Genomic DNA, 13,206 nt, shown 5'->3' on the forward strand with positions numbered 1-13,206 from the left:
CCGATGAAACCTTTGCCCGAGATCAAGGTCTATCCAAAACGGCCATCACTCGATGACCGCCCGCTCGACAAGCGCGTCGGCCTGATCATCCTGGCCACGGATCACACCAGTGAGCCGGACTTTCGCCGCATGGTGGCGAGCGAGCGCATCGGTGTCCATGTCGCGCGTATCCCCTATGCCAATCCGACGACGCCGGAAAATCTGCGCAAGATGCAGCCGGCGTTGACGGCGGGGGCTGCGCTGATCCTGCCCGATGAGAAGCTCGACGCCATCTGCTACTCCTGTACGTCGGCCTCGGTGGTGATCGGTGATGCCGAGATCGAGACGGCGATCCAGGCGGCCAAGCCCGGCGTTCCTGTGGTCACTCCGCCAATGGCTGGTGTGCGCGGGCTGAATGCCTTCGGCGTGCGCCGGATCAGCATTCTTACCCCCTACACGGTCGAAACCTCCAGGCCGATGGCGGCCTATTTCGCGGCGCGTGGTTTCGAGATAGCCAGCTTCACCTGTCTCGGTTTCGAGGACGACCGAGAGATGGCGCGCATCCCGCCGGCAGCCCTTGTCGATCTCGCGCGGCAAGTGACCGACCCGCAGGCCGACGCGCTGTTTGTGTCCTGCACGGCGCTGCGCGGCGCGCTTGCGGTCACCGGCATGGAACAGGCAATCGGCCGTCCTGTAGTGACCAGCAACCAAGCGACAGCCTGGAACTGCTTGCGGCTGTGTGGCGACGAGACGCCGCGCCCCGAATTTGGGCAGCTGATGACGCTTCCTCTGCCGCGCGATTGATGATCATGACGACCGTCTCCCTTAACGATATCCGCGCCGCGCGTGAGCGTATTGCCAGCAAGGTCGAGTACACGCCGACTGTTTTATCCTCGAGCCTTTCGGAACGTCTCGGTGTCCCCGTCCATCTCAAGCTCGAGCATCGCCAGACTACCGGCAGCTTCAAGCTCCGCGGCGCCACGAATGCCGTCTCTTCGCTGAGCGCGGAAGAAAAGGCAGGCGGTGTGGTCGCGGCCTCGACCGGCAACCATGGCCGGGCGCTGGCACATGCTGCGAAGCTCGAAGGCATGCGCGCGGTGATCTGCATGTCGCGGCTGGTGCCCCAGAACAAGCTCGACGAAATCCGCCGGCTCGGCGCCGAGGTCCACATCGTCGGCAACAGCCAGGACGATGCCCAGCAGGAGGTTGAGCGGCTGGTGGCGCAGCAGGGGCTGGTGATGCTGCCGCCTTTCGACAATCCCGCCATCATCGCCGGGCAAGGCACGCTCGGGCTGGAGATGATCGAGCAGGTCCCGGATGCCGCTCTGGTGCTTGTGCAACTCTCCGGCGGTGGCCTGGCTTCCGGCGTCGCCACAGCCGTCAAGGGCATCAGGCCCGGGACAGAAGTCATCGGCGTTTCGATGGCGCGGGGTGCTGCGATGAAGGCGAGCCTCGATGCCGGCCGGCCTGTCCTGGTGGAGGAACTGCCGACGTTGGCGGACTCGCTGGGTGGCGGCATCGGCCTCGACAACAGGCTGACCTTCGCCATGTGCCGCGACCTGCTCGACGAAATCATCTTGCTCAGCGAGGACGAGATCGCCGCAGGTATCTGCCATGCCTATGCGCAGGAGCGCGAGATCGTCGAGGGCGCCGGCGCGGTCGGCATCGCAGCGCTTCTCGCCGGCAAGGTCAAGGCGAAAGGGCCGATGGTCGTACTTCTCTCCGGCCGCAACATCGACATGAATGCGCACCGCCGGATCATCTGCGGCGAGGCAATCGGGGAGCGCGCCGCATGAGCCGTATGACGATTCTGACCGAAGCAGAACTGCGCAAGATCGTAACGCTCGATCTCGACGCCGTCGCCTGCGTCGAGAACGCTTTTCGCGCGCTCGCCACTCTGCCCGTGGCGATGCCGCCGATCCTGCGGCTCGACATTCCCGAGCATCGCGGCGAGGTCGACGTGAAGTCCGCTTATGTGCCCGGTATCGATGGCTTCGCCGTGAAGATCAGCTCCGGCTTCTTCGACAATCCAAAGCTCGGCCTGCCGAGCGGTGGCGGCATGATGGTGCTGCTTTCGGCAAGGACCGGTGTGGTAGAGGCGCTGCTGCTCGACAATGGCTACCTCACCGATGTCCGCACCGCTGCGGCTGGTGCGGTTGCGGCGAAGCATCTGTCGCGCGAAGACGCCACCGTGGCAGCAATCTTCGGCGCCGGTTTGCAGGCAGGTCTGCAACTGGAAGCGCTGCGCCTTGTCAGGCCGATCGCCGAAGCCCGCATCTGGGCGCGCGACGCCGCCAAGGCTGAAGCCACCGCTGCCCGCTTGCGCGAAAGACTGGGCATTACCGTGCACGCCGAGCCCGATGCAGCGGAGGCGGTTGCCGGCGCCGATATCATCGTCACCACCACACCGTCGACCGAGCCGCTGATCAAGGCAGGCTTCATTTCGGCCGGCCAGCACATCACCGCCATGGGCTCGGACGCCGAACACAAGAACGAGATCGCGCCGGCCATCCTGCGCATGGCCGATCTCTATGTCGCCGACAGTGCGCGCCAGACGCGGCGTCTGGGCGAACTGCATCATGCCATCGCGGCAGGGGTGATGGCCGCCGATGAAGACGTGACCGAACTCGGCCAGATCATCGCCGGCACCAAACATGGCCGGCGCGCGGCCAGCGATATCACCATCGCCGACCTGACCGGCACCGGCGTGCAGGACACGGCGATCGCCACGCTCGCCCGCAACCGCGCGCGGGCGGCCAATGCCGGAACCATTTTTGAAAGCTGATGCTGGCCGCAAAGCATGATCCGGAAAAGTGGGAACCGGTTTTCCGATCAGATCATGCTCAAGCAAAATTCCTGGAGCCGGGTTCACCGAAGTTGAAACGGACTCCAGGGCCCAACAAACGAGGAAGCAAAAGAATGCAACCAAATCTGAAATTCTCGCGCGGCGAATTTGCGGATCGCCTCGCCAAGACGCGGCGAGCCATGGAGGCCAGGGGCGTCGATCTCCTCATCGTCAGCGACCCCTCCAACATGGCCTGGCTGACCGGTTATGACGGCTGGTCCTTCTACGTGCACCAGGCGGTCATCGTGCCGCCCTCGGGCGAGCCGGTCTGGTACGGCCGCGGCCAGGACGCCAACGGCGCCAAGCGCACCGCCTATCTCGCGCAGAACAACATCGTCGGCTATGCCGATCACTATGTGCAGTCGACGGAACGCCACCCGATGGATTTCTTGTCCAGCGTGCTTTCCGATCGCGGTTGGGGCAAGCTCACCATCGGCGTCGAGATGGACAACTACTGGTTCTCGGCCGCCGCCTTCGCCTCGCTGCAGAAGCATCTGCCCAATGCCCGCTTCGTCGATGCCACCGCGCTGGTCAACTGGCAGCGCGCGGTGAAGAGCCCGACCGAGATCGACTATATGCGCAAGGCCGCCCGCATCGTCGAAGCCATGCACCAGCGCATTTTCGACAGAATAGAGATCGGCATGCGCAAATGCGATCTCGTCGCCGAGATCTACGATGCCGGTACGCGCGGCGTCGACGGTATTGGCGGCGACTATCCGGCGATCGTGCCGCTGCTGCCGTCTGGCGTGGACGCCTCGGCGCCGCATCTGACCTGGGACGACCAGCCGATGAAGCGGGGCGAGGGCACCTTTTTCGAGATCGCCGGCTGCTACAACAGGTACCACTGTCCGCTGTCGCGCACCGTGTTCCTCGGCAAGCCGACGCAGGAATTCCTCGATGCCGAGAAGGCGACACTGGAAGGCATGGAGGCGGGGCTTGCCGCCGCAAAGCCCGGCAACGCCTGCGAGGACATCGCCAATGCCTTCTTCGCCGTCTTGAAGAAATACGGCATCGTCAAGGACAACCGGACCGGCTACTCGATCGGTCTCTCCTATCCGCCGGATTGGGGCGAACGCACGATGAGCCTGCGTCCCGGCGACCACACCGAACTCAAGCCCGGCATGACCTTCCATTTCATGACCGGGCTCTGGCTGGAAACGATGGGGCTGGAGATCACCGAGTCCATCCTGATCACCGAAACCGGTGTAGAGTGCCTGGCCAATGTTCCGCGCAAACTGGTGGTGAAGAATTGAGCCCGATATCCAGCCTCCGCCCGTCGCCGATCGCGCCGACTGTCGATTTCGATCGTGATGGCGTCCAGCACGGTTTCCTGCGCCTGCCCTACAGCCGCGACGACTCGGCCTGGGGCTCGGTGATGATTCCGATCTGCGTCATCCGCAACGGCAAGGGACCGACGGCACTGCTGTCCGGCGGCAACCATGGCGACGAGTATGAAGGGCCGCTGGCGCTCTACGATCTCGCCCGCGCGCTCGATCCCAAGCAAGTCAGCGGCACGGTGATTATCGTGCCGGCGATGAACTATCCGGCCTTCCGCGCCGGCACGCGGACCTCGCCGATCGATAAGGGCAACATGAACCGCAGCTTCCCCGGCCGGCCGGATGGCACGGTGACCGAGAAGATCGCCGACTACTTCCAGCGCGAATTGCTGCCCCGCGCCGACATCGTCTTCGACTTCCACTCCGGGGGAAAGACGCTGGATTTCGTGCCGTTCTGTGCGGCCCATACTCTGCCCGACAAGGTGCTGGAGAAGAAAGCCTTCGATGCGGTGGCGGCATTCTCGGCGCCCTTCTCGATGCGCATGATCGAAATCGACTCGGTCGGCATGTACGACACGGCGGCCGAGGAGATGGGCAAGGTCTTCGTCAGCACCGAGCTTGGCGGCGGCGGCACCTCGCGCGCTCAAACGGTGCGGATTGCACGGCGTGGCATTCTCAATGTGCTGCGTCATGCGGGCATTGTTGCTGGGGCGGTCGAGAAGGGCAGAACGCAATGGTTGGACATGCCGTCGGGCGATTGCTTCTCCTTCGCCGAGGAGGACGGCATGATCGAAACCATGGTCGATCTCGGCGAGCCCGTCGAGAAGGACGCGGTGCTGGCACGAATCCATTCGGTTGGCCGCACCGGCATTGCCCCGCAGGAGATCCGGGCAAAAATGTCGGGCATGCTGGCGGCGCGGCATTTTCCCGGACTGGTCAAGGCTGGCGACTGCGCGGCGGTCGTAGCTGTGGAGGTCGATTGATCGGAGCGGCTGCGTCCCGGCACATGCCGCGCGGTTCCCGGCGGTTGCGGCTGGCCGCGCCGGCCATCAATTTTCTCCATCGAATGGAAGTGTAAATTAACGAGAGGCAGACAAACTAGGCATTGGCAAGCGGACCCTCGCTCTGCTGCCATCGTTGCGGGCATTGGACCGCGCGACATGGCGATGATCGTTGAACGCCCGGACGCCTGGTCTGAATCATGAGATCTTCGACTGGAGAACACTATCCGGCGCTGGACCATGTTCGTGGCCTTGCGGCTTTCCTGGTCTTCACCTGGCATTTCCTTCATCAGTCTCCCGAGGGGCCGGTGCCCTATGATTTCGTGCCCGCCGTGCCCATTTTCAGCCTGCTGGATGAGGGGTTCACCGGCGTTTCATTGTTCATGACGCTCTCCGGCTACCTGTTCGCCAAGCTTCTTGACGGGAAACAGGTCAGCTATCTGCCCTTCTTCGCCAACCGGGCGCTGCGGCTGCTTCCGCTCTTGCTGGCCGTGATAGCCATCGAGGCTTGCCGCGTATCTATGGCGGGCCAGCCCCTGGGCGGCTATTTCACCGACGTCGGTAAGGGGGTGATCTTTCCCACCCTCCCGAACGGCGGTTGGTCGATAACCGTGGAAGCCCACTTCTACATCCTGCTGCCGTTCCTGCTGATGGCGTCCAGACGCTTCCCGTTCGCGCCGTTGCTGTTCATCGCTGCAGCCATTCTGCTGAGGTGGGCGCTTTACGTGCAGCTCGGCGAGGTACAATCGGCGGCGGCCTGGACCATCATTGGCCATGCCGATCAGTTTCTGGCCGGCATCCTTGCCTTCCATCTCCGCGCCCATGTGAAGGACCGGCACTGGCTCGCGCTAGCCGTTCTGCTGGCCTTTTCGGGGTTCTTCTGGTGGTTCGATGCCGCCGGGGGATTTTACCAGCTAGGGCACTATCCCTCGCCGCATTGGATATGGATCATCCTGCCAACGGTGGAGGCGGCGGCCTATTCGTTTGGGATCGCCTACTATGACACCAGCTTTCCAAGGAAGCGAACAGGGCTGCCGTTCAGGATCCTGGAGAAGGCTGGCGCCTACAGCTATTCGATCTATCTCCTGCACCTGTTCTTCGTCATGCAGTTGGCGGCGTTCATAAACACGAACATCATGGGCATAAGCAATTTCTACGTTGCCTGCCTCTGGTCCTTGCTGTGCTTTCTGGCGACGATCCCGATCGGCTATCTCAGCTACACCTGCATCGAAGCGCCATTTCTGCGCCTGCGTAGACGATATGCGGGGCCGGCTGTTGCTGATCCGGTCCTGTTCAAGGATCGGCCGGCCACGGCAGCTTAGGCGCCGCGCCTTCGCTGGGCAGCGCCCTGCAGAAATATCTGACAGAGACCATCGGCTCGGGGCATCTCGCCGTCAACGCTGGCTAGCCTGCAGCGGGCCCGGTGCAGTTCGTACACGAGGATACTCATGTCCAGTTCGGCGGTTTTCCGCTACGCTGGAGTCCGCGTGACTGGGAGCATCGATTGCGTGAATTTGCGGAAGGCCTGATCGAGAGGCCGCAGACGGTTGCCGAGCAGGTCGCCAACGTGCTGCGCGAGGCCATTGCTAGCGGAACGCTGAAGGCCGGCACGGCGCTACGCCAGGACGACCTTGCCGAGCAGTTCGGCTTCAGCCGCATGCCTATTCGTGACGCGCTTCGCCAATTGGAGGCGGAGGGCATTGTCTCCATTCACCCCACCAAGGGCGCGCATGTCGCACGGATGGACGGCGCCGAGATCAGCGAAATCTACGCGGTGCGCGAATTGCTCGAATGCGAAGCGCTTCGCCTCTCCATTCCGGCTTTGTTGGACGGCAAGCTCGATGAGGCCGAACAGGTGCTCGACCAGATCGACGCGGAGCGCAATGTCGGCCGCTGGGGGGCGCTGAACCGGACCTTTCACCTGTCGCTCTACGCTGCCTGCGGCAACCAGCGTCTGCTCGGTCTGATCGAGGCGCACCACAACGCCGCCGATCGCTATGTCCGCATCCTCTTGTCGAACCTCGACTATCGCACCCGCTCACAGGCGGAACATCGCGACCTGCTGGCTGCCTGCCGCCAGCGCGACGGCAAGAAGGCCGTGAGCGTTCTGCGCCAGCACCTTCGCGAAGGCAGCGGCACGCTCGTCAATGCGATAGAGGGCGGCGGCCTGTCGCGAAAATCCTAGTCGCGATGGTCCTGCTGCTCGGGCTGGAGCGCATCACCGCGTGCGCCACCGGTTCGTAAGAACCGCACCGATTTTCAGCTCAGGCCGGCTTGCGTTCGACGATGTAGATGTGGTCGGCGGCGAGCACCACTTCGCCGCGCTGGTTGATCACCTCGCAGCGTTCGATTACCCGTCCTGAGCCCGGCCGCTTGGTATCGTCCTCCTTGGCCGTAATGGTGGTGCGCGTGCGGATCGTGTCGCCGATGAACACCGGCTTGATGAAGCGCAGCCTGTCATAGCCATAGGAGAAGGCGACGGGGTTGATAATGCTCGCCGTCAGCCCGATGCCGACCGAGAACACCAGCGTGCCGTGCGCGATGCGCTGGCCGAACGGCGTCGCCTTCATGTACTCGGCGTCCATGTGGTGCGGGAAGAAATCGCCGGTGTGGCCGGCATGGACGACGAAGTCGGTCTCGGTGATGGTGCGGCCGCTGGTCAGCCGCGAAGAGCCGATTTCATAGTCTTCGAAATAGGTGATCTGTTCCATCAGGGTCTTTCCGCGATCAGCGTCGCCGGCGCCGCGCTCGATTTATAGGCGGCTTCCACCAGCGCCATGGTGCTCCAGGCGTCCTCGACCGAGCTGACCAGTTCGTCGTCTTCTCCTGATGCAAAGCGCTGCACATTGGCCATGCGCCCGACGAATGCGTCGGGGAACCATTCGCCGGCAAGCGGCACCGCGATCCAGTCCGTCCCGCCCTTCGGATGGATTTCCAGAATGTCCGGCTCGCCCCGGGGATAGTCGAGGTTGAGGCCGAGCTTGAGATAGGCGGCGCCCTCGGTGCCGCAGATGCGAAATTCGCAGGCTTGGTGCCGGCGGCCGAATTTGTGGTCATGGTTGATCGACAGCGCGCAGCGCACGGTGTCGCCATAGTCGAGAATGGCGCTGGTGCGCGTCTGCGCCACCTTGTGGTTGGGATGGCCGAGCGTCTTGGCGTGGACGCCCTTGGGATCGCCGAGCAATTGCCGGATGAGGTCGAGATAATGGATCGAGTGCATGGCGATCTCGACGCGCGGCGCCTTGAGCAGGAACTCCCACAACTCCCACGGTGTCGCCAGCGCCAGCCAGGCATCGAAGTCGACGATCTCGCCGAGCCAGCCCTTGGCGATGGCGTCCTTGAGCGCCAGCATCATCGGCGCGAAGCGCAGCTGGAAGTTCACGGCCGCCTTGAGGTTCTTGGCGCGGCAGATTTCGAGGATTTCGGTTGCCTCGCCAAGATAATTGCCCATCGGCTTCTGGATCAACGCGACCGCACCGTCGGGCAGGTCTTTCAGGATCTCGGCATGCCGTCCCGGCGGGGTCGCCAGATCGAAGATCGCATCCTGGACGGCTGCGGCTTCGCCGACCGAACGGAACGCCGTCACGCCCCATTTGTCGGCCAGGGTTGTCGCCTTGGCCTGGTCCGGATCATAGAGGCCGGCAATCGGAAAGCCCGCTTTGCGATAGGCGGGAAAATGCGCGTCGCCGACGATCGATCCGGAACCGAAAGTGACGATCGGGCGAGGCTTCGAGGGTTTTGGCCAGGACTGGACGAGTAGGGCAGGGTCGAAACCACCCTCAGTCATAGTGGAAGGCCTCGTCCATACTGGCCCACCATTCGCCCTCCTTGCGGGTCGCGAGCGGCTCCTGGCATGGTATGCAGACCGCCCACCATTCCTGCGTCTTCGGGTCGGCTGCCATCTTGGCCATGTCGGCCGCATAGTCGGTGCCGTGATATTCGAAATAGGAAAACAGCAGGTTCTCCGGCCGCCTCAGATAGATCGAGTAATTCTTGATGTTGCAGGCCGAGATCATGGTCAGCACGTCGGGCCAGACGGCGGCATGCAGGCGGACATACTCCTCGACCTTTTCCGGCTTCAACCCCAGCACCATGCCCATTCGCTGCATATCCGACTCCTATTTCGTGATCGCCGTGGTGAATTCGGCGATGCTCATGGCCTTGACCGCGTCCCAATCCCAGTCGATGCCGATGCCGGGTTCGTCGGGCGCCAGCGCATGCCCATCCTCGATGCGCATATGCTTGCCGGTCAACTGGTCGAGTTGCGGAATGTACTCGACATACCTGCCGTTCTGAACCGCGCAGGTCAAGCTGACATGCAGCTCCATCAGGAAATGCGGGCAGACCGGAATGTCGAAGGCCTCCGCCGCATGGGCGATCTTGAGCCATGGCGTGATGCCGCCGATGCGGCCGACATCGACCTGCACGATCGAGCAGGCGCCTTTCTGCATGTATTCGCGAAAATGGCGGATCGAATAGAGCGATTCGCCAATGGCAATTGGCGTCGGCGTCGAGTTGGACAACCTGATATGGCCGTCAATGTCGTCGGCCGGCAGCGGCTCCTCGATCCAGGCGAGGTCGAGTTCGCGCAGCCGCGCCGCGCGCCGGATCGCCTCGTCGACCGAAAACCCCTGATTGGCGTCGGTCATGATCTCGTAGCCGTCGCCCACAGCCTTGCGCACCGCCGACAGGCGGGCGAGATCCTCCGACCCGTGCGGCCTGCCGATCTTCACTTTCGAGCCACGAAATCCCTTCGCCTTGGCAGCCAGTGCGTCGTCGACAAGTGCTGCGGTCTCGATGTGCAGCCAGCCGCCCTCGGTGGTGTATAGCGGGCAGCGGTCCTTGGCGCCGCCGGCGAGTTTCCACAGCGGCAGGTTCTGCTTCTTCGCCCTCAGATCCCAGAGCGCCGTATCGATCGCCGCAATGGCGATGGAGGTGATCGCACCGATGGTCGTCGCATGGGTGGCGAATTCGAGATCGTGCCAGATCGCCTCGATCATGTCGGGGTCGCGGCCGATCAGGCGTGGCGCCAGATGGTCGGACAAGAGCCGCATCACCGACGAACCGCCGGTGCCGATCGTGTAGCTGTAACCGGTGCCGATCGCGCCGTCGGAATCGGTGATCGTGACGATGGGTGTTTCCTGGCTGACGAAACTCTGGATGGCATCCGTGCGCCTGACCTTGGGCACAAGGTCCACCATCCGCAGTTCGACTTTCTCGATTCTAGCCATCGGTCAGCTCCGCAATGTCTTTCCGGTCTCGGCGGCAAACAGATGCGCCTGCGACAGGTCGAGGCTCATCGCCACCCGCTCGCCGGAGCGCAACGGGCGCGGGTTCAGCATGCGCGAAACCCAGTCCGTGCCGTTGAACTCGACGAACACAAGCGTCTCGTTGCCGAGCGGCTCGGTGACGGTGATCGGCAGGTCGATCTGATGGACATCGGCCGCCCCGCCGGAGCTGATGCCATGGCCGGTCGGATAGATGTCATCCGGCCGCAACCCGAACACAACCTTGTCGCCGGTCGCGACATTGGCCTTGAACTGGGCGGGCAGCGGCAGCTTTTCGCCGCTGGCGAAAACCAGCTGGCCGTCATCGACCGTCGCCTCGTGCAAATTCATCGGCGGCGAACCGATGAAGCCGGCGACGAAGCGTGTCGCCGGGCGGCGGAACACCTCGTCTGGCGTGCCGACCTGTTCGATATGGCCGTCGCGCATGATGACGATGCGATCGGCCAGCGTCATCGCCTCGACCTGGTCGTGGGTGACGTAGATCACTGTCGACTGCACCTTGGCATGCAGCTTCTTGATCTCGGTGCGCATCTGCGTGCGCAGCTTGGCGTCGAGATTGGAAAGCGGCTCGTCGAACAGGAACACGTCGGGGTCGCGCACGATGGCGCGGCCCATGGCGACGCGCTGGCGCTGGCCGCCGGAGAGCTGCGACGGGCGGCGGTCGAGCAGCGTATCGAGGCCGAGGATGGCCGAGGCCTCGGCGACGCGGCGATCCATGTCCTCTTTGGCCGCACCGGCGATCTTCAGGGAGAAGCCGAGATTCTCGCGCACCGTCATGTGCGGGTAGAGCGCGTAGGACTGGAACACCATCGAGATGTTGCGCGAGCGCGGCGGCAGATCGTTGACGATACGCCCGCCGATCTCGATCGTACCGGCGCTGATTTCTTCGAGCCCGGCAATCATACGTAAAGTCGTTGACTTGCCGCAGCCTGACGGGCCGACCAGCGCGATGAATTCGCGGTCGGCAATATCGAGATCGATGCCATGCACGATCCCGATATTGCCGTAGCGCTTGGTCAGTTTTTTGAGGGAAACCGTTGCCATGGGATCAGCCTTTCACCGCGCCGGAGGTCAGGCCGCCGACAAGGTGTTTCTGGACGATATAGGTGAGGGTGAGTGCGGGAATGATCATCACCACGGCCAGCGCGCACATGCCGCGCCAGTCGATGGTGAACTCGGCCGTGTAGTCGAGCAGGCCGACCGGCAACGTTTTGGCGCTGACCGAGCGGGTCAGTTGCGAAGCCAGCGCGAATTCGTTCCAGCAGGTCAAGAAGGCAAAGATGGCGGCAGACGCAATGCCCGGTCCGGCGAGCGGGAACTCCACCTGCCAGAAAGCCTGCCAGCGCGTGCAGCCATCGATCTGTGCGGCCTCGGCGAGGTCTTTCGGCACCTGGCGGAAGAAGCCGTCGATCAGCCAGATGGTGAACGGCACGTTAAGCGCGACATAGGCCAGGATCAGCCCGAAATGCGTGTCGATGATGCCGAGCCGCACGTAGAGGAAGAACAGCGGCAGCGACAGCGCGATGCCCGGCACGGTGCGCGTCAGCATCAGGCCGAGGAAGACGCTGGATTTGCCGCGGAAGCGGTAGCGCGCGAAGGCATAGCCGCCGGCCATGCCGATGGCGACCGCAATGATCGTCGAGGTCACCGAGATGATCAGCGAATTGCGGAAATATTCGATGACCGGGATGCCGCCTTTGCCGATGCCCGAGAACATTGCGATGTAAGCGTCGAACGAGATCTCCTGCGGGATCCACACCGGCGGCTTGGCCATGATCTCGACGGTTGGCCGCAGCGATGACAGCACGATCCAGAGGCCGGGCAGGCAGATGGTCAGCATCGCCAGGAACAGGCCGATGCGATAGACGATGCCCAGCAGCCGGCGCTTCAGGCGGGCGGAAGAATTCTCGTCCATCACCACTCCGCGCCGATCTGCGTGCGCGCCGCGGCGAGCTTGTTGAAGAAATAGACGGTGAAGGCGATCGACAGCAGGATCGAGAAATAAGCCATGGCGTTGGCCATCCCCATGCGCCCGTCGCTATAAGCGGTGCGCGCCACTAGCGTCCACAACAGCTCGGTGCGGCCCGCCGGTCCGCCATCGGTCATGATCTTGACGATGTCATAGGCGCGCGCCACGTCGAGCGAACGGATGGTCATGGCGATATAGGCGAATGGCATGACGAACGGCCATGTCACATAGCGGAAGGTCTGCCAGGGCGTGCAGCCGTCGACGCGCGCAGCCTCGATCGGCTCCTTGGGCATGGCGAGCAGGCCGGCAAGGATCAGGATGGCGAAGATCGCGGTCGACGACCAGATCTCGGCGATCGAGATCGCGATGAAGGCGAGATGGCCCTCGATCAGCCACGGAATGGCGTCCTGCGTAATGCCGAGCGACTGCAGGGCGTTGTTCACCAGGCCGATATTGTCGTTGAACATGAACTTGAACTGGAAGCCGACGAGGATCGGCGAGAACATCATCGGAAACATCATCAGCGTGCGCAGGATGCGCTGACCGCGCGTCGCCTTCTCGACCAGCATAGCGAGCCCGAGGCCCAGCAGCATTTCGAGATTGAGCGCGATGGTCAGCAGCAGCACTGTGCGCCCGAACGCCCACCAGAAATCGGTGTTGGCCAGGATCGAGAGATAGTTCCGGAAGCCGACGAAGACGAAGAATGTTTCGGGCTTGGTCAGGCGGAACGGTGTGAAGCTGGAATAGAGCGACAGAAGCAGCGGCACGACGACGACCGCGGCCAGCACGATGAAGGCTGGAAGCAGCAGCAGGAATGGCGCCGATGGCTTGAAGCCCTTCATCAGAA

General features: G+C 63.2%; 14 protein-coding genes. 7 read left to right on the plus strand and 7 right to left on the minus strand.

What is annotated here, in order from left to right:
• The first annotated feature begins 3 nt into the window (after positions 1 to 3).
• From eutA to MAFF_RS29155, 7 genes are all read left to right on the plus strand, one after another.
• Positions 4 to 783: an ectoine utilization protein EutA gene (eutA, locus tag MAFF_RS29125; RefSeq protein WP_010914606.1), complete on the plus strand. Its 780-nt coding sequence runs from the start codon at positions 4 to 6 to the stop codon at positions 781 to 783.
• 5 nt (positions 784 to 788) lie between these two features.
• Positions 789 to 1,775, plus strand: a complete 987-nt coding sequence (eutB, locus tag MAFF_RS29130) for a hydroxyectoine utilization dehydratase EutB (RefSeq protein ID WP_044551499.1) — start codon at positions 789 to 791, stop codon at positions 1,773 to 1,775.
• The gene (locus MAFF_RS29135; RefSeq protein ID WP_010914608.1) at positions 1,772 to 2,764 is read left to right on the plus strand and encodes a cyclodeaminase; all 993 of its coding nucleotides are present in this window, start codon (positions 1,772 to 1,774) and stop codon (positions 2,762 to 2,764) included. The genes eutB and MAFF_RS29135 overlap by 4 nt, the downstream gene beginning before the upstream one ends.
• Positions 2,765 to 2,898: 134 nt before the next feature.
• Positions 2,899 to 4,077, plus strand: a complete 1,179-nt coding sequence (gene doeA, locus MAFF_RS29140) for an ectoine hydrolase DoeA (RefSeq protein WP_044549579.1) — start codon at positions 2,899 to 2,901, stop codon at positions 4,075 to 4,077.
• Between the two features lie 5 nt (positions 4,078 to 4,082).
• Positions 4,083 to 5,084, plus strand: a complete 1,002-nt coding sequence (doeB, locus tag MAFF_RS29145; RefSeq protein ID WP_080512117.1) for a N(2)-acetyl-L-2,4-diaminobutanoate deacetylase DoeB — start codon at positions 4,083 to 4,085, stop codon at positions 5,082 to 5,084.
• Positions 5,085 to 5,302: 218 nt separating this feature from the next.
• Positions 5,303 to 6,424, plus strand: coding sequence for an acyltransferase family protein (locus MAFF_RS29150; RefSeq protein WP_010914611.1), 1,122 nt, complete (start codon positions 5,303 to 5,305; stop codon positions 6,422 to 6,424).
• Between the two features lie 182 nt (positions 6,425 to 6,606).
• Positions 6,607 to 7,287: a GntR family transcriptional regulator gene (locus tag MAFF_RS29155; protein ID WP_044549583.1), complete on the plus strand. Its 681-nt coding sequence runs from the start codon at positions 6,607 to 6,609 to the stop codon at positions 7,285 to 7,287.
• 79 nt (positions 7,288 to 7,366) lie between these two features.
• Here MAFF_RS29155 and MAFF_RS29160 read toward each other — a convergent pair whose 3' ends face one another.
• The 7 genes from MAFF_RS29160 to MAFF_RS29190 are packed head-to-tail and all read right to left on the minus strand — an operon-like array spanning position 7,367 to position 13,201.
• Positions 7,367 to 7,816, minus strand: a complete 450-nt coding sequence (locus MAFF_RS29160; protein ID WP_032933144.1) for a MaoC/PaaZ C-terminal domain-containing protein — start codon at positions 7,814 to 7,816, stop codon at positions 7,367 to 7,369.
• Positions 7,813 to 8,889 (minus strand): Gfo/Idh/MocA family protein, encoded by a 1,077-nt coding sequence (locus MAFF_RS29165; protein ID WP_010914614.1) that lies wholly within the window; start codon positions 8,887 to 8,889, stop codon positions 7,813 to 7,815. Before MAFF_RS29165 ends, MAFF_RS29160 begins: the two co-directional genes overlap by 4 nt.
• A complete protein-coding gene (locus tag MAFF_RS29170) occupies positions 8,882 to 9,211 on the minus strand; it encodes an L-rhamnose mutarotase (protein ID WP_010914615.1) in 330 nt (109 codons plus the stop codon). The genes MAFF_RS29165 and MAFF_RS29170 overlap by 8 nt, the downstream gene beginning before the upstream one ends.
• A gap of 9 nt (positions 9,212 to 9,220) precedes the next feature.
• Positions 9,221 to 10,333 (minus strand): mandelate racemase/muconate lactonizing enzyme family protein, encoded by a 1,113-nt coding sequence (locus tag MAFF_RS29175; protein ID WP_010914616.1) that lies wholly within the window; start codon positions 10,331 to 10,333, stop codon positions 9,221 to 9,223.
• Positions 10,334 to 10,336: 3 nt separating this feature from the next.
• Complete coding sequence (locus MAFF_RS29180) at positions 10,337 to 11,434, minus strand: ABC transporter ATP-binding protein (protein WP_010914617.1); 1,098 nt, start codon at positions 11,432 to 11,434, stop codon at positions 10,337 to 10,339.
• Positions 11,435 to 11,438: 4 nt separating this feature from the next.
• Complete coding sequence (locus MAFF_RS29185) at positions 11,439 to 12,305, minus strand: carbohydrate ABC transporter permease (RefSeq protein WP_044549588.1); 867 nt, start codon at positions 12,303 to 12,305, stop codon at positions 11,439 to 11,441.
• Positions 12,305 to 13,201, minus strand: a complete 897-nt coding sequence (locus MAFF_RS29190; RefSeq protein WP_027046570.1) for a carbohydrate ABC transporter permease — start codon at positions 13,199 to 13,201, stop codon at positions 12,305 to 12,307. The genes MAFF_RS29185 and MAFF_RS29190 overlap by 1 nt, the downstream gene beginning before the upstream one ends.
• Positions 13,202 to 13,206: the final 5 nt, after the last annotated feature.

The organism is Mesorhizobium japonicum MAFF 303099 (genome assembly GCF_000009625.1).
GTDB classification, from domain to species: domain Bacteria; phylum Pseudomonadota; class Alphaproteobacteria; order Rhizobiales; family Rhizobiaceae; genus Mesorhizobium; species Mesorhizobium japonicum.

What these genes read in the sequence shown, in the direction of transcription:
- eutA (WP_010914606.1), top strand. Translation starts at nt 4, where the DNA reads ATGAAACCTTTGCCCGAGATCAAGGTCTATCCAAAACGGCCATCACTC.
- eutB (WP_044551499.1), top strand. Translation starts at nt 789, where the DNA reads ATGACGACCGTCTCCCTTAACGATATCCGCGCCGCGCGTGAGCGTATT.
- MAFF_RS29135 (WP_010914608.1), top strand. Translation starts at nt 1,772, where the DNA reads ATGAGCCGTATGACGATTCTGACCGAAGCAGAACTGCGCAAGATCGTA.
- doeA (WP_044549579.1), top strand. Translation starts at nt 2,899, where the DNA reads ATGCAACCAAATCTGAAATTCTCGCGCGGCGAATTTGCGGATCGCCTC.
- MAFF_RS29150 (WP_010914611.1), top strand. Translation starts at nt 5,303, where the DNA reads ATGAGATCTTCGACTGGAGAACACTATCCGGCGCTGGACCATGTTCGT.
- MAFF_RS29165 (WP_010914614.1), bottom strand. Translation starts at nt 8,889, where the DNA reads ATGACTGAGGGTGGTTTCGACCCTGCCCTACTCGTCCAGTCCTGGCCA.
- MAFF_RS29170 (WP_010914615.1), bottom strand. Translation starts at nt 9,211, where the DNA reads ATGCAGCGAATGGGCATGGTGCTGGGGTTGAAGCCGGAAAAGGTCGAG.
- MAFF_RS29175 (WP_010914616.1), bottom strand. Translation starts at nt 10,333, where the DNA reads ATGGCTAGAATCGAGAAAGTCGAACTGCGGATGGTGGACCTTGTGCCC.
- MAFF_RS29180 (WP_010914617.1), bottom strand. Translation starts at nt 11,434, where the DNA reads ATGGCAACGGTTTCCCTCAAAAAACTGACCAAGCGCTACGGCAATATC.
- MAFF_RS29185 (WP_044549588.1), bottom strand. Translation starts at nt 12,305, where the DNA reads ATGGACGAGAATTCTTCCGCCCGCCTGAAGCGCCGGCTGCTGGGCATC.
- MAFF_RS29190 (WP_027046570.1), bottom strand. Translation starts at nt 13,201, where the DNA reads ATGAAGGGCTTCAAGCCATCGGCGCCATTCCTGCTGCTGCTTCCAGCC.